Source organism: Nocardioides secundeburneus (genome assembly GCF_039939255.1).
In the GTDB taxonomy this organism is placed as follows: domain Bacteria; phylum Actinomycetota; class Actinomycetes; order Propionibacteriales; family Nocardioidaceae; genus Nocardioides.
In genome coordinates this window covers 54,307-70,318 of record NZ_JBDUUE010000005.1, presented here as the reverse complement: position 1 = coordinate 70,318, position 16,012 = coordinate 54,307, and the positions used below count along the sequence as shown (strand labels likewise).

The 16,012-nt window shown below is 74.4% G+C and carries 10 protein-coding genes; 6 read left to right on the top strand and 4 right to left on the bottom strand.

Annotation, left to right across the window (positions count from 1 at the left end):
- Positions 1–94: 94 nt before the first annotated feature.
- Complete coding sequence (locus ABFT23_RS14065; protein WP_347896202.1) at positions 95–535, bottom strand: hotdog fold thioesterase; 441 nt, start codon at positions 533–535, stop codon at positions 95–97.
- On the opposite strand from ABFT23_RS14065, the gene polA reads away from it, so the two are divergent.
- Entirely contained in the window at positions 534–3,284 is a 2,751-nt protein-coding gene (gene polA / locus ABFT23_RS14060; RefSeq protein ID WP_457623473.1) for a DNA polymerase I, read from the top strand. The two genes, ABFT23_RS14065 and polA, sit on opposite strands and share 2 nt — an antisense overlap.
- Positions 3,285–3,541: 257 nt before the next feature.
- Here the strand turns inward: polA and ABFT23_RS14055 are convergent, their stop codons facing one another.
- Complete coding sequence (locus ABFT23_RS14055; protein WP_347896198.1) at positions 3,542–4,732, bottom strand: lipopolysaccharide biosynthesis protein; 1,191 nt, start codon at positions 4,730–4,732, stop codon at positions 3,542–3,544.
- Positions 4,733–4,835: 103 nt separating this feature from the next.
- Between ABFT23_RS14055 and ABFT23_RS14050 the strand changes: the two genes are divergently transcribed.
- The 5 genes from ABFT23_RS14050 (at position 4,836) to ABFT23_RS14030 (ending at position 13,029) form a co-directional block, all read left to right on the top strand.
- A complete protein-coding gene (locus ABFT23_RS14050; RefSeq protein WP_347896196.1) occupies positions 4,836–6,515 on the top strand; it encodes a hypothetical protein in 1,680 nt (559 codons plus the stop codon).
- Positions 6,516–6,668: 153 nt separating this feature from the next.
- A complete protein-coding gene (locus ABFT23_RS14045; RefSeq protein WP_347896195.1) occupies positions 6,669–6,791 on the top strand; it encodes a hypothetical protein in 123 nt (40 codons plus the stop codon).
- 10 nt (positions 6,792–6,801) lie between these two features.
- Positions 6,802–8,073 (top strand): glycosyltransferase family 4 protein, encoded by a 1,272-nt coding sequence (locus ABFT23_RS14040; RefSeq protein WP_347896193.1) that lies wholly within the window; start codon positions 6,802–6,804, stop codon positions 8,071–8,073.
- Positions 8,063–8,836: a class I SAM-dependent methyltransferase gene (locus ABFT23_RS14035; protein WP_347896191.1), complete on the top strand. Its 774-nt coding sequence runs from the start codon at positions 8,063–8,065 to the stop codon at positions 8,834–8,836. Before ABFT23_RS14040 ends, ABFT23_RS14035 begins: the two co-directional genes overlap by 11 nt.
- The gene (locus ABFT23_RS14030; protein WP_347896189.1) at positions 8,833–13,029 is read left to right on the top strand and encodes a DUF3367 domain-containing protein; all 4,197 of its coding nucleotides are present in this window, start codon (positions 8,833–8,835) and stop codon (positions 13,027–13,029) included. Before ABFT23_RS14035 ends, ABFT23_RS14030 begins: the two co-directional genes overlap by 4 nt.
- On the opposite strand, the gene ABFT23_RS14025 is transcribed toward ABFT23_RS14030, so the two are convergent.
- Both ABFT23_RS14025 and ABFT23_RS14020 read right to left on the bottom strand, forming a co-directional pair.
- Positions 12,963–14,186: an acyltransferase family protein gene (locus ABFT23_RS14025; protein ID WP_347896187.1), complete on the bottom strand. Its 1,224-nt coding sequence runs from the start codon at positions 14,184–14,186 to the stop codon at positions 12,963–12,965. The two genes, ABFT23_RS14030 and ABFT23_RS14025, sit on opposite strands and share 67 nt — an antisense overlap.
- On the bottom strand, positions 14,183–16,009 hold the full coding sequence (locus tag ABFT23_RS14020; RefSeq protein ID WP_347896185.1) for a hypothetical protein: 1,827 nt from the start codon (positions 16,007–16,009) through the stop codon (positions 14,183–14,185). The genes ABFT23_RS14025 and ABFT23_RS14020 overlap by 4 nt, the downstream gene beginning before the upstream one ends.
- Between the last annotated feature and the right edge of the window lie 3 nt (positions 16,010–16,012).

The following is a 16,012-nucleotide window of genomic DNA, read 5'->3' as shown; positions in this document are numbered from 1 at the left end:
GCTCGTCGTCAGACGCCAGCGCGCGGCCCGCTCCGCTTCGCGGCGGTCGTCTTCGTTCCGTGCTGGCGTCGTGGTGGCGCTCGGGAGCGTCCAGTCAGGTAGTGCGTGTGCTGTCGATCAGCGCGCAGGTGATGCGGGCCGTGCACACCCGCTTGCCGCGCTCGTCGCTGATGACGACCTCGAAGCACGCGCTCTGCCGCCCGAGGTGCACCGGGGTGGCCACGCCGGTGACGAGGCCGCTGGTGGCCGAGCGGTGGTGGGTGGCGTTGATGTCGACGCCGACGGCGATCTTGCCCATCGGCTGGCCGTGGATCGCCGAGCCGATCGAGCCGAGGCTCTCGGCCAGGACGACGGAGGCGCCGCCGTGGAGCAGGCCGTAGGGCTGCTGGTTGCCCTCGACCGGCATCGTCGCGGTGATCCTGTCGGCGGTGACCTCGAGGAGCTCGATGCCCATCTTCGTGTTCAGCGGGCCCATCGGCATCGCGGCCAGCACGCTCTCGACCGACGGGTCCGCCGGCGGGTTGTCGTTGCTCATGGCAGCCATCCTGCCCGCCCCGGCACTGTCCCCGTCGCTGTCCCCGGCGACGGCTAGGGTCGTGGCCGTGACTGAGGCACCCACCGATCGTCCCCGGCTGCTGCTCCTCGACGGCCACTCCCTGGCCTACCGGGCGTTCTTCGCGCTGCCGGTCGAGAACTTCTCCACCACCACGGGCCAGCACACCAACGCGGTCTTCGGGTTCACCTCGATGCTCATCAACATGCTGCGCGACGAGAAGCCCACGCACATCGCGGTGGCCTTCGACGTCTCGCGCCAGACCTTCCGCATGGAGGAGTACTCCGAGTACAAGGCGAAGCGGCAGAAGTCGCCCGACGAGTTCTCGAGCCAGCTGCCGCTCATCGAGGAGGTGCTCGACGCGATGAAGGTGCCCTACCTCAAGAAGCCCGGCTTCGAGGCCGACGACATCATCGCCACGCTCACCACGCGCGCCCTCGCCGACGGCATGGAGGTCCTCATCCTCTCCGGCGACCGCGACGCCATGCAGCTGGTCACCGAGCACTCCACGCTGCTCTACCCCATGCGCGGCGTCTCCGAGATGGCGCGCATGACGCCGGCCGCGGTCGAGGAGAAGTACAAGGTGCCGCCGTCGCAGTACCCCGAGCTCGCCGCCATCGTCGGCGAGACCTCCGACAACCTGCCCGGCGTGCCCGGCGTCGGTCAGGGCTTCGCGGCCAAGTGGCTGCTGCAGTACGGCGACCTCGAGGGCGTCATCGCCAACGCCGACAAGATCACCGGCAAGAAGGGCGAGGCGTTGCGCGAGCACCTCGCCGACGTCATTCGCAACCGACGGCTCAACGCGCTCGTGCGCGACCTCGAGCTCGACCTCGCACCCGCCGACCTCGCCCGCCAGGCGTGGGACCGCCAGGAGGTGCACACGCTCTTCGACGGCCTCGAGTTCCGGGTGCTGCGCAACCGGCTCTTCGAGGAGGTCGACACCGTCGAGATCCTCGAGGAGGGCGGCTTCGAGCTCGAGGGCCAGGCGCTCGACCCCGGCTCGGTCGCCGCCTGGCTGGCCGAGCTCGGCAGCGAGCGCACCGGCCTGCACGTCCGGGGCACCTGGGGCAGCGGCACCGGTCAGGTCGACGGCATCGGCCTGGCCACGGCCGCCGGCCGCTCGGCCTACGTCGACACCACCACCCTCACGCCCGACGACGACGCCGCGCTCGCCGCCTGGCTCGCCGACCCCGGCAAGCCCAAGGTCTTCCACGACGCCAAGGGTCCCGAGCTCGCCCTGGCCGCGCAGGGCTGGGCCCTCGCGGGCGTCGTCTCCGACACCGCCCTCGCCGCCTACCTCGTGCGCCCCGACCAGCGCAGCTACGACCTCGCCGACCTCACCGTGCGCTACCTCAAGCGCGAGCTCAAGCAGGAGGTCGCCGAGGCCGGCGACCAGGACGCCCTGTTCGAGACCGAGACCGACCTCGCCGGCCCGGCGATGCTGCACGCCCGCGCCGTGCTCGACCTCGCCGAGGCCCTCGACGCCGAGCTCGACGAGCGCGGGGGAGCACCTTTGCTCACCGGCGTCGAGCTGCCGCTGGTGCACCTGCTCGCCCGGCTCGAGCAGACCGGCATCGCCGTCGACGTCGAGCACCTCGAGGGCCTGCAGGGCGAGTTCGACGCCGAGGTCCGCAAGGCCGCCGAGTCGGCCTACGACACGATCGGCCGCGAGATCAACCTCGGCTCGCCCAAGCAGCTGCAGGCGGTGCTCTTCGACGAGCTCGAGATGCCCAAGACCAAGCGCACCAAGACCGGCTACACCACCGACGCCGACGCCCTCCAGGCGCTCTACGTCAAGACCGAGCACCCGTTCCTCGCCCACCTGCTGCGCCACCGCGACGTCATCCGGCTGCGCCAGACCATCGACGGCCTGCTCAAGACCGTCGCTCCCGACGGTCGCATCCACACCACGTTCAACCAGACGATCGCCGCCACCGGTCGCCTCTCGAGCACCGAGCCCAACCTGCAGAACATCCCGATCCGCACCGAGGAGGGCCGCCGCATCCGCGAGGGCTTCGTCGTCGGCGAGGGCCAGGAGTCGCTGATGACCGCCGACTACAGCCAGATCGAGATGCGCATCATGGCGCACCTGTCCCACGACGAGCTGCTCATCGAGGCCTTCAAGTCCGGCCAGGACTTCCACTCGATCACCGCCGCCCGGGTCTTCGACACCCCCGCCGACGAGGTCACCGTCGAGCAGCGGGCCAAGATCAAGGCGATGAACTACGGCCTCGCCTACGGCCTGTCCGCGTTCGGCCTCGGCCAGCAGCTCGGCATCGAGCCCAGCGAGGCCCGGGGCCTCATGGACGAGTACTTCGAGACCTTCGGCGGCATCCGCGACTACCTCCAAGGCGTCGTCGTCCAGGCCCGTAAGGACGACTACACCTCCACCATCATGGGCCGGCGCCGCTACCTGCCCGACCTCAACAGCGACAACCGCCAGCGCCGTGAGATGGCCGAGCGCATGGCCCTCAACGCCCCGATCCAGGGCTCGGCCGCCGACCTCATCAAGGTCGCCATGCTCGAGACCCAGAAGGCCATGGACGCCGCCGGCCTCGCCTCGCGCATGCTCCTGCAGGTCCACGACGAGCTCGTCCTCGAGGTCGCCCCCGGCGAGGCCGAGACCCTCGAGGCGCTCGTCCGCGACCAGATGGCCGGCGCCGCCGACCTCACCGTCCCGCTCGACGTGTCCGTCGGCACGGGACGTAGCTGGCACGACGCCGCGCATTGATGGGATGGCGCCTCACGGGCGCCCGTCGCGGCGGGGCCGCCCAGCCTGGTGCTGGCTGCCGCGTCCCGGTGTCGGCCCCGACCCGCTCTGAGGGCGCCCGACGGCGCGTGCGCCGTGTGGTCCGGTGATGCTGTGGTCGGGGCGCCTCCGCGCGGTACCGGCTTCGATCGTCGTCCTCGGCCCGGTTGATGCGGTCGTGTGCCCGTGGACGGCGTGGGGACTGGCCTCGGGCACACGACCCTCATCTCGGGCGCCGCTCAGCCAGGCACGGACGAGCGCCGGTGCCGCAACGCCGGCACCAGCAGGACGACGAGCAGGACAGCGTCCACGGCGATGACGACGGCGAGCAGGCCGCCGACGGTGCTCACCGTCGTCGAGGCGACGACGCCGATGACCGCGAGGCCCGCCCACAGCACGAGCAGTGCGCGGCCGCCCTGCTGGGCGAGGAGGGCGTAGACGAGCAGCTGGATCATCGACAGCAGGGTGCCCAGCACGGCGAAGAGCCACAGGCGGTGCTCGACCTCGACGTAGTCGGCGCCGCCGACGAAGACGAGCGCCACGTTCGAGAGCACCGACGAGGCCGCGACGCCGACGACCCCGAGGACGGCCACGAGGCCGAGGCTGAGGCGGAGCGCGCGACGGCGCGCGTCGGCGTCGGCGAGATCGGGGAAGGCGAGCACGACCACGAACTGGGGCAGGAAGAGCATGGCCTTGGTGAGGATCAGTCCGCCGGCGTAGAGGCCGGCGTCGTGGGCGTCGAGCACGTTGCGGGCCACGATGATGTCGATGTTCGAGACCGCGAAGAACGCGAGCAGGGCCTGGGAGTTGCGCACCGACTCGCGCACCAGGGCGCGGGCGCCGTGGTCGGCGTCCGACGTCGGGTGCGCGCTGTCGCCCCGCTCGCGCAGCGCCCACCAGCCGACCGCCACCGGCGCGAGCGCGCCGATCAGCACGGCGAGGGTCGCGGTGAGCTCCTCGGGCCGCCACAGGATGAGGGCCGTGCCGACCACGAGCCGCGGGACGCCGGCCGCGAGGTAGAGCGCGGCCAGCGGCCGCCAGCGTCGCTCGCCCTGGAGGATGCCCGCCTGGCCGCCCATGATCGTCAACGGGACGGCGATCAGCCCGACGAGCACGGCCGTCGCGAGGCTCTCGAGCCGCAGCGCGGCGTTGACCAGCGGCGCCGCCACGACGAGCGCCGCGCCGAGGCCGAAGGCGGTGCGCGTGGTGACCCGCCGGACGCCGGCCTCGATCTCGTGGACGTCGCCCGGGGTCGAGGCGATGCGGCGCGCGGCCGTGGCCTGGAGGGCCAGCTGGGCGACGCTGACCACGATCAGCAGGTTCATCACGGCGGCGAACGCGCCGTACTGCTGCGGGCCGAGCGCTCGCGCGGCGACGATGGTGAACCCGTAGGTCGCGACGTTCATGACGCCGATCGCGACCGCGATCACCCCGCCCCTGGTCGACCTCGCGGTCGACGAGGTCCCGGCAGGGGTGGCGGCTGGCACGCGGTGGAGTGTGGCACAGCGCCGTCGTGGTGCTTGGATCGCCGGTGTGAGGCAACGAGCGTCGACCTGGGCGCCCGTCGTGTGGTCGCTGGTGCTGGCCGCGCTGCTGCTCGGCCCGGCGCTCGGTCGTGGCTTCGTGCTGACCTACGACATGGTCTGGGTGCCCGACCTGGCGGTGCGTCCCGACGCCTGGGGGCTCGGCAGCGGGTTGCCCCGGGCGGTGCCCTCGGACGCCGTGGTCGCCCTCCTCGACGAGGCGGTGCCGGGCGCACTGCTGCAGAAGCTGGTCCTGCTGGGCTCGCTCGTGGCCGGCGGCACGGGCGCGGCTCGGCTGGTGCCGGGGCAGAGCCTGATGGCTCGGCTGGTGGCGGTGTCGGTCTACCAGTGGACGCCGTTCGTGGCCGAGCGCCTGCTGCTCGGCGCGTGGCCGGTGATGGTCGCGCACGGTCTGCTGCCGTGGGTCGTGCTGCTCGGCCGGCGCTGGCGCGAGACGGGGCGGGTGCCGGCCGCGCTGCTCGTCGTCGTGCCGTTGGCGAGCCTGTCGGCCTCGGCCGGCGTCGCGACCGCCGTGGTGCTGGTGGCGGCGGTGGCCGGGCCCCGCGCGACGACGACGCGGGCGGCGGCGCTCCTCGTGGCCGCGAACGCTCCATGGGTCGTCACCGGTCTGCTGCACGTGAGAGACGCGACCTCCGACCGCGCCGGCGCCGAGGTCTTCGCTCTCCACGGGCACGGGGCACTGCCGGCGCCGCTGGAGGCCCTCGTGCTCGGCGGCACGTGGAACAGCCAGGTGGTGCTGCCGAGCCGTGACGGCGTCCTGGCCTGGGTCGGTCTGATCCTGGCGCTCTCGCTCCTGCTCGCCGTGCGTGGCTGGTGGCGCGCGACCGGACGACGCGACGGCCTCGGCCTCGTCGTCCCGTGGGTGGTCGGGCTGGCCCTGGCCCTGACGACGTGGGCCGCGACGGGGGTGGTGGCCGCGCTGGCCGGCTCCGTGCCCGGCGGCGGCCTGCTGCGTGACGGCGCACGCTCGCTGGTGATGTGCGCCCCGTTGCTCGCGGCGCTGGCCGGGCACGCGGCCGGGCGGCTGACCGCTCTGGTGGCCGCCCGCACGACCGACGCCGCCCCCCGCCTGGTGCTGGGCGCGGGGCTGACCCTGCTGCCGGTGATGCTGATGCCCGACGCCGCGCTCGGCCTGGGCGGCCGGCTCCAGCCGGTCGAGTACCCGGCCTCCTACGCAGCGGCGCGCGCCGCCGCCGCGGGGGTGCCGGGGGACGCCCTGGTGCTGCCGTTGACGACCTATCGCGCGCCGGGGTGGAACGGGCGCCGGCCGGTGCTCGACCCCATGCCCCGCTGGCTCGTGCAGGACGTCGTCGCCAGCGACCGCCTCGTCGTCGGCACCACCACGCTCGACGGGGAGGACCCGCTCGTCGACGAGGCCGGTGCAGCCCTGGCCGCGCCGACGGCCCAGGCGCGGGCCCGGGTGCTGGCCGCTCTGGGCTTCGGGGTCGTCGTCACCGAGGCCGACGCCGGCGACGCGCCCGACGTGGCCGGGCGGGTGCTGCTCGACGACGGCGCGGTGCGGGTCGTCTCCCTCGACGCGCCCGAGCCGCGTCGGGTGCCGCGGTCCTGGGTCGGGGCGGCCGTGCTGGCCTGGGCGGCCTACGCGGCGGGTCCGCTCCTGGGCCTGCTCCTCGGCCTTCGAGCGGCGCGACGGCGACGCAACTCGTGAGTAACCAGGTGGCACGGAATGCAGTGACGAAGGCCACTCGCTGGTAACATCGTCACGTTCCTGGGGAGGGACACGACGTTTTTGTCGCGAGGTTCAGGGAGGAACATCGTGGGATCGCTGGTCGCAGCATTCGGAAGCCTGCTCATCGGAGGCGTGGTCGCCACCACGACGGTGGTGGGCATCGTCCAGAGCCAGACGGCACCGCCGGACCCGGCGAAGAACCCCGTCAGCGTCAACGCCCAGACCAGCGACATCGTCACCTACGGGGCCAACTGACGTGCCGGCGGTGCGCTCCACCGAGCCGCACCGCCACCAGGCACCACAGCCCGACCTGGGGCCGTTGCCCGCGCTCGAGGGACGCCACGTCGTCTTCCTGAGCTGGCGCGACACCAGCAACCCCGAAGGTGGGGGAGCGGAGCTGTACCTCGAGCGCATCGCCGAGGGTCTGGTGGCACGCGGGTGCTCGGTGACGGTCTTCAGTGCCGCTCACGACGCGGCGCCCGCGCACGAGGTGCGTGACGGCATCCGCTTCGTCCGGCGTGGCAGCAAGACGACGGTCTACCTCGAGGGTGTGCGCGCGCTGCGGCGCGGCGACCTCCACGGCCCCGACGGTCGCGAGCCCGACCTGGTCGTCGACGTCCAGAACGGCCTGCCGTTCTTCAGCCGCCGGGCCACCTCGGCCCCGGTCGTCGTGCTCGTGCACCACGTGCACCGCGAGCAGTGGCCCGTGGTCTACCCCGGACTCGTCGGCCGCGTCGGCTGGTGGATCGAACGGCGCCTGGCGCCGTGGTTCTACCGGCGCAACCAGTACGTCGCCGTGTCGGCCGCGACCCGAGCCGAGCTCGCCCAGCACGGGGTCGACGCCGAGCGGGTCGCGGTGGTGCACAACGGCACCGACACCGTCGTCCCGATGGCCTCGGGCACGTCACCGTCGCCCATGCTGGCCACCGTCGGCCGGCTCGTCCCGCACAAGCAGGTCGAGCACGCCATCGACGTCGCCGTCGCGCTCCGCGACGAGCACCCCGGTCTGCGGCTGCACGTCGTCGGCGGCGGCTGGTGGGACGACGAGCTGCGCGCCCACGCCGAGCGCGTCGGAGCCGGCGACACCGTCGTGTTCGAGGGTCACGTCGACGAGGCGCGCAAGCACGAGGTCTACGAGCAGTCCTGGCTGCACCTGATGCCGTCGCTCAAGGAGGGCTGGGGCCTGGTCATCGGCGAGGCCGGCATGCACGGCACCCCGACCATCGCCTACGCCTCGGCCGGCGGGGTGTGCGAGTCCATCGACGACGGCCGCTCGGGCCTGCTCGTCGACGACGAGCAGGGCCTGCTCGAGGCCACCCGCCGGCTCCTGGCCGACGCCGCCGAGCGGGCCCGGCTGGCCGAGGGCGCCCGCGTGATGAGCCACACCTACTCGTGGCCGCACGCTCAGCAGGCCTTCGCCCAGGTCGTCGCCTCGACGATCGAGGCGGCCCCGGCAGACCGCCTCGTCGAGCCCGCCGCGGCGAGCCGTCCCGGCGACGTCACCGCCGAGCGGCCAGACTTCTCGCGTGCCGGGTGACGACGTCGCAGTGAGCCCGAGCCGGTGGCGCGCCGACCTGCGGCGCTCGATCCGCCTGCTCGACGACTTCCGCTACGAGCAGCCCGACCCCGACCGCTTCTACCGCGCGCTGGCCGACGACTCCGTCGGCCAGCTGTCGTCCTACCTGGGCGCCGACGGCCTGCGCGACGCCGTGCTGCTCGACGTGGGTGGAGGCCCCGGCTACTTCCGCGACGCGTTCCAGGCCGCGGGTGCCACGTACTGGGCACTCGACGCCGACGTCGGCGAGCTCGCCGGACTCGGCCGCATCGCCGCGGGCACGGTCGTGGGCAGTGGGCTGCAGCTGCCGTTCCGCGACGCCTGCCTCGACGTGTGCTACTCCTCCAACGTGCTCGAGCACGTGCCCGACCCGTGGCGCATGGCCGAGGAGATGGTGCGCGTGACCCGGTCCGGCGGGCTGGTCTTCCTCAGCTACACGGTGTGGTGGGGCCCGTGGGGTGGTCACGAGACCGCTCCGTGGCACTACCTGGGCGGGGCCCGGGCCCGCCGGCGCTACCGGCGCACCCATGGCCGGGAGCCGAAGAACAGGTACGGCGAGTCGCTGTTCGCCGTCACCGTCGCGGCGGGGGTGGGCTGGGCGCGTCGCCGGGCCGAGCAGCCCGACGTCGAGCTGGTCGCGCTGCTGCCGCGCTACCACCCCCGGTGGGCCCGGTGGGTCGTGCGGGTGCCCGTGCTGCGCGAGCTGGTGACCTGGAACCTCGTCGTCGTCCTGCGCAAGCGGTGAGCGCCGCCGTCGCCGAGCCGATCGGGGCCGAGAGGGGGCCGCGTCCGATCAGCCGTCTGCGGCTGGCCGCCGGGTGCGCCCTCCTGGTCGGGCTCGCGTTCGTGCAGGACCCCGGCTTCCTGGTGGCCGACACCAAGTTCGACCTGGTGGCCGCGCCCGGCGAGTTCCTGTCCCGCGCGCTCCACCTGTGGGACGCCGAGGGCGCCTTCGGGCAGGTGCAGAACCAGGCCTACGGCTACCTGTGGCCCATGGGCCCCTTCTTCGTGCTCGGCGACCTGCTGAGCGCTCCCGACTGGGCCGTCCAGCGTGCCTGGCAGGCGCTGGTGCTCTGCGTCGCGTTCGTCGGGACGGCGCGCCTGGCGCGCGCGCTCGGCGTCCGCTCCGACGCCGCCTGCCTGGTCGCGGCGACCGCCTACGCCCTGTCACCGCGGATGCTGACCACCCTCGGCCCGATCAGCATCGAGGCGTGGCCCTCGGCCGTGGCCCCGTGGATGCTCCTGCCGCTCGTGGTCGGCGCGACCCGCGGTTCGCCCCGGCGTGCGGCCGCCCTGTCGGCGCTGGCGATCGCCATGGTGGGCGGGGTCAACGCCGCCGCCACCTTCGCGGTGATCCCGCTCGGCGCGCTGTGGGTGCTGACACGCACGGCAGGCCCCCGGCGCCGCTCGTTGCTGGTGTGGTGGCCGGCCTTCACCGCGCTCGGCACGCTGTGGTGGCTGGTGCCGCTCGTGCTCCTCGGCCGCTACAGTCCGCCGTTCCTCGACTTCATCGAGACCGGTGCCGTCACCACCTTCCCGACGACGCTGGTCGACACGCTGCGCGGCACCTCGAACTGGGTGCCCTACATCGACCCCGCCAGCCGGGCCGGCAACGACCTCATCACCACCGGCTACCTGGCCGTCAACAGCGGCGTCGTGCTGCTCGTCGGGTTCATCGGACTCCTCGACCGGTCGAACCCGCACCGACGCTTCCTCGGCCTGGGCGTGTGCGTCGGGGTCCTCATGGTCACGCTCGGCCACGTCGGAGCCGTCGACGGCTGGTTCGCCATCGATGTCCGCACGCTGCTCGACGGCGTGTTGTCGCCGGTCCGCAACGTGCACAAGTTCGACCCCGTCCTCCGGCTCCCGCTGGTGCTCGGGCTCGCGTGGGCCCTCGACCGGGTGCTGGGCGACCGGGTGCGGGGCGACCGCGCGCCGGACGACGCCCGGGGGCGCCCGCGGCTGGAGCGGGTCGCCTTCACCGCCATGACGGTGGTGGCCGTCGTCGGCGCCGCGCTGCCGGCGGTCCAGGCGCGCATCGAGCCGGCCGGCGCGCTCCTGGCCGTGCCCGACTACTGGGGTGAGACGGCGGCCTTCCTCGACGCCGAGTCCGAGGGCGGCGTCGCGCTCGTCGTGCCCGGCTCGGCGTTCGGGTCCTACGTGTGGGGCGCACCGCGCGACGAGCCGATGCAGTGGCTGGCCGGCTCGCGCTGGGCGGTGCGCAACGTGATCCCGCTCGCGCCGCCGGGCAACATCCGCATGCTCGACGAGGTCGAGCGCCGGCTCGCGCAGGGCGACGGCTCCGCCGCGCTCACCGACTACCTGCGCCGCGCGGGCGTCGAGCACCTCGTGGTGCGCAACGACCTGGCCACCTCGAGCGACGTGCCCGACCCGGTCGTGGTCCACCAGGCCATCGCGGCGTCACCGGGCCTGGTCCGCGTCGCCGGGTTCGGGCCCCAGGTCGGCGGTGACGCGCACGTCGACACCGACCTCGGCCGGCTCGTGGTCAACTCGGGCCGGCAGGCGAGCTACTCCGCCGTGGAGGTGTACGAGGTCGGCGGCACCGCCGCGAGCACGGCGGCCGAGGCCACGGTCGTGGTCGGCGGCCCCGAGGACCTTCTCGACCTCACCGCCCTCGACGTCGTCGGCGACGAGCCCGCGGTGCTCGGGCCCGACGTGCCCGACGGCGACCTCGACGCCGTGCCGGGCGGACGGGTCGTGCTGACCGACGGGTTGCGCGACCGCGAGCGGCAGTTCGCGCGCGTCCACGACGGGTACGGCCCGACCCGCGACCCGGGCTACGAGCGCCGGACGACGAATCCCACCGCCGACTACGGCATCGGGCCGGACGAGGCCGACGGGTCGTGGCGCACCACCGTCCGTCTCGACGGCGCCGTCTCGTTGAGCGCCTCGTCGTCGGCGTCCGACCCGACCAACCCCGGCGGGGCGCGCCCGGGCGAGATGCCCGTGGCGGCGCTCGACCGCGACCCGACGACGGCGTGGACGTCGAGCGCCGGCCAGTCGGGCGCGGCCTGGTGGCGCCTCGACCTCGACACCGAGCTGCCCGACCGCGTCACCCTCGTCGGAGGGCGGGCGGCCACGGTCAACCAGTCGGTGCGCGTCGTGACCGCCGCAGGTACCTCGGAGCGGGTCCGGCTCGCCGCGGGCGACCGCCGCACGGTGCCGCTGCCGACCGGCCCGAGCAGCTGGATCCGTGTCGAGGACGGCAGCAGCAGCGGCGGTCTGCTCTCCCTGGCCGAGGTCGTCCTGCCCGGCGTCGACGTCGAGCGCCGCCTGGCCCTGCCCGCCCTGCCCGCGACGTGGGGCGCTCCCGACGCGGTCGTGCTGCGAACCGCGCGCGACGCCCGCACCGGGTGCACCACCGTGGCCCTCACCGTCGCCTGCTCGGCCGGGCTCGCCGTCCCGGGCGAGGAGCGGTCCGACCTGCGCCGCACCGTCTCCTCGAACGACCGCGACGACTACGAGGCCCGCCTGCAGGTGCTGCCCCGCGCCGGCGGGGCGCTCGACCGGCTCGCCCTGACCGGGCAGGCGGTGCTGGTCGCCGCGTCGTCCGCCCCGGTCGACGACCCGCGGGCCGGTGCCCTGGCTGCGGTCGACGGCGACCCCGGGACCACCTGGGTCGCCGGCGTCGACGACCAGCAGCCGGTGCTCACCGTGCGTTGGTTCGACCGACGACGCATCAGCGGGCTCACGCTCGAGACCGACCCCGACACGCCCGCTGCGGCCCCCACCCGGCTGGGCCTGAGCTGGCCGGGTGGGCGCACCGAGGTCGACGTGGTCGACGGCCGGGCACGGTTCCCCGCCGTCACCACCAAGCGGCTGCGCCTGCGGGTGCTGCAGGCCGAGCCGGTCAACGACCTCGACTTCGCCGCCCAGTCGCGGCGGGTCCCGGTGGGCATCAGCGAGCTCACCCTCGACGGGCTGCCCTACCTGCCGCTGGGCCTGTCGGCGGACCCGCTCGACCTGCCGTGCGGCAGCGGGCCCGACCTGCGCGTCGGTGCCGACACGGTCCCGACGCGGGTCAGTGCCTCGCCCCTGCAGCTGGCCCGCGGCGTGCCGGTCCCGGCCGAGACCTGCGGGGCCGGTCCGACCCGCGTCACGCTCGACGCCGGGGAGACCGACGTCGACGTCCTCGGTTCCCGGACCTTCGACGCCGACTCCGTCGTCCTGACCCGCGACGCGGTGGACGCGGGCGTCGAGGCGAGCGGCTCGAGCGACGACGCCGCCCTCAGCACCGACGGGCCGACGCGCCGCCGGGTCGAGGTCGACGGCGGGGCCCGGCTGGTCACGGTCCACGAGAACACCAACCCGGGCTGGACGGCACGCACCGACGGCACCGACCCGGCGCCTCTCGTCGTCGACGGCTGGCAGCAGGGCTTCGTGCTCGACGAGGAGCGCGAGGCGCGCGCGGTCGAGGTCGTCTACGCGCCGGACACCACGTACCGCCTGGGCCTGGTGGCCGGCGTCCTGGCGCTGCTGGCGCTCGGTGCCGCGCTGCTGCTGACCCGGCGCCGCTGGGCCGGCCCCGACCACCCGCCGCTCGCTCCCGCGCGGGCCCGGGTGCCCGTGGTCGCGGCGGCGGTGGTCGTGGTGGCCGGCCTGGTCGCCGGGTGGGCCGGGGTGGGCGTGGCGGCGCTGGCCGCCCTCGTGGCGTGGGCCCTCGACCGCTGGCTGGTCGACGCGGCGGCGTTGCTGCTCGCCCTGCCGTGCCTCGTGGCGACGCTGCCCTACCTCGTGACGCCGTGGGGGAGCGCCGACGGCTGGGCCGGTGACTCCTCGTGGCCGCACTACCTCGCGCTGGTGCCGCTCGTCTCGGTGCTGGTGCTGGCGTGGGAGCCGGGGGGCGTGCGCTACCTGCCGGGGCGACCGAGGCGCAGGTTCTTCAGCCGCAGCGCGGGTCGCTCGACCAGCCGGTAGGCCGCCTCGGCGACGACGAGGCTCACGAGCAGGGTGAGCAGCCACAGCGGCAGCAGGTCGACCTCGAAGAGCGTCCATCCCGTGACGTGCATGACCAGGTGCAGCACCGGCAGGTGCAGCGCGAACAGACCGTAGGAGATGACGCCGAGGTGGCGCGCGGCCGGGTGGGCCATCACGCGCAGGTAGGCACCGCCGGACGGCGCCCAGACCCCGGTGACGACGACGAGTCCGCCGATCGCTGCGTAGACCAGCGACTTGGTCAGCGACTCGGCCGGCGTGGCCGGGGCGAGCATCGAGGGCCCGGCGAGCGGCGTCGCGCACAGCAGGAGCAGCCCCGCTGCGAGTGCCCAGCAGGCGCCGGGCTGGCGCCCGAGGGCGACGACCGGCGCGGTCCACCGCTGGTGGAGACCGCGGACCTGCAGCTCGTGGACGGCGGCGATCGCGATGCCCAGCGCGAACCACGACAGGTAGGCCGGCAGCCACTGCAGCTGGTTGCCGGGGGTGACCTCGGCGACCCGGCCGGCGCCGTCGAGGTGCCACCAGCACGTCAGCGCGACCAGCGCGACGAGCACGGCGACCAGACGGCCCAGCCGGAACCGGCGGCGACCCAGCGCGACCCACATCAGCAGCGGCAGCACCAGGTAGTAGCTGACCTCCACGGCCAGGCTCCACATGTGGGTCAGACCAGCCGGGTCGGGGGCGTCGGTGAGCGTGTCGAGCAGCAGGAGCGTGGCCACCCACTCACCCGGCGTGCGTCCGGCGTTGTCGCCGATCAGGCTCAGTGCGAGCACGCAGGTGAGGAGGTAGAGCGGCGCGATGCGCAGCAGGCGCTTCCACAGGTAGCGCCCCGTGGCCGGCGCGGGGCGGCGGTCGAGAGCGCGGGCCAGCCACGGCCGCGAGAGCAGGAAGCCCGACAGCACGAAGAACAGGGCCACGCCGACGTCGAGCCGGGCCAGCAGGGTGCCCCACCACCCGGCCACCGTGTAGTCGCCGGCCCAGAAGGCGACGTGCGTGGTGAGCACCGCGACCGCACCGACCGCGCGCAGCGTGTCGAGCGCCGGGAACGTGACGTCGTGGACCTCACCGGGGGCCGACCCGGCGACCTCGTCCCCGGGGCCACCCTGCTCGGACCTGGCGTCGTCCGTCGTGGTGCTCACCAGTCGGGTCCTTCCTCGAGCGGGCCGGCGTCGACGTCGCCGATGCACACGGTCGCATCGCCCACGACGCTGATCGTCACCTCGGCGGCGCCGTGGGCGAGGTCGACGAACACGCTACCCAGACCCGTGCTGACCTCGGCGCGGCCGCTCGCGGCACCGGCGCTCACCGTGAGTGTCTCGGCGCTGGAGGCGAGATAGCCGATCCGCAGCCAGTAGACGCCCGGCGGCACCTCGCGCTCGAACGGCACGGTCACCGACCGCACCGCGCGAGCACCGCGTCCGAGGCGGTAGCCGCACCCCTCCTCCGGGCCAGGCACCCCCACGACCACCGGGTCGACGACGCCCTGCGAGACGCGGCCGAAGCCGTCGACGTGGGCGATGCGTGTGCTGACCTGGGGGAAGGAGACGTCGTAGCCGGCCTGCGGCAGCAGCCTGGAGAGGGTGTCCCACGGTGAGAACAGGGCCGAGACCACCGGCTCGGGCACGGGTGCGTCGGCGACGTCGACGTCGCCCCGGTCGTGCAGGTCGTAGTCGACCCGTTCGAACCAGGCGTGCGCGGGGTGGTCGGTGTGCCAGATCCGGGCGTAGCCCACCGAGCTGACCAGCCCGGAGACGGCCAGCACCGCTCCGACCACGGCCGGCGTCCTCCTCGTGACGGAGTCGGGCAGCCGCAGGCGCGGCGCGGGGCGCGGTTCGGTGGGCTCGGCGGCGCCGCGCACCGGCAGGGTGGCCAGGCCCAGGCACAGGGCGGCGACCGCGGCGACGTCGGTGAGGTAGCGGTACTCCAGGCCGATCACGCCGCCGGCCACCGGTGCGCGCGTGGCGAGGACGAGCAGGTAGGCCACGCCGGCGTAGCCCAGCAGCAGGGCCCACACCCGGCCGGTGCGCCGACGCCGCAGGGCCAGGGCGACGGCGGCGCCCCCGAGGACGACCCACGCCAGCGCCACGCTCCAGGCCGGTGGGTCGGCGAGCGCGGCCGGGGCGATGACGGCGTCCCAGCGCCACGGGCCGCCGACCAGCCCGGTGGGCAGCGCCCGCCCCAGCATCGAGCCCGCCAGGTCGGCCGCCACGGGCGCACCGCGCGAGACGATGGAGGGGACCGCGACGAGGTACCAGGTTACGAAGGCCGCCGCGCCGACGACGAGCACGAGAGCCGGTCGCCAGTGCTGCCGGACGACGGCGCGCACGCGATCGCGCGCGCCGCCCGTGGCGAAGTGGGCCAGGGTCAGCCAGGCCAGCACCCCGACCACGAGCAGCGTCTTGACGTAGGCCAGCAGCCCGAGGCCGACGACCGCGCACGCGAGGACCCACCACCGCGCGCGACCAGTGCGCAGGTAGCGGACCCATGCGGCGACGGCGGCGAACAGGACCGCTTGCAGGGGCAGCTGGTTGAGGGCCGCGGCCCACCACATCGTCGCCGGCAGCAGGACGGCGGTGGTCAGGTAGGCCGTGAGGGGCAGGAGCACGCCCCAGCGGCGCCCGAACAGCTCGAGCAGCATCCACGCGCACGCCAGGTCGGCCAGCGCCACCAGCACGACGATCGAGAGCGCAGCGGTGTGCCACGACAGCGGCCCGGCGTCGGAGACCACCCAGGCGAGCAGCCGACCGAGCGGCATGAACTGCCCGGCGTAGGGCTCGACGAGGGCGCCGGGGGATGCTCCGGCCCGTGCCGCCTCGCCGAGGAGGACGAAGTCGTCGCCGTAGAAGAACGACGGCCACAGCATCCACACCCGGACGGCGACGTGGACGGCGACCAGGCTGAGCACCGCGCCGAGCACCAGCTCGCGATCGGTGAAACCGGTGCGCCCCGTCGTCGTCGACACCGC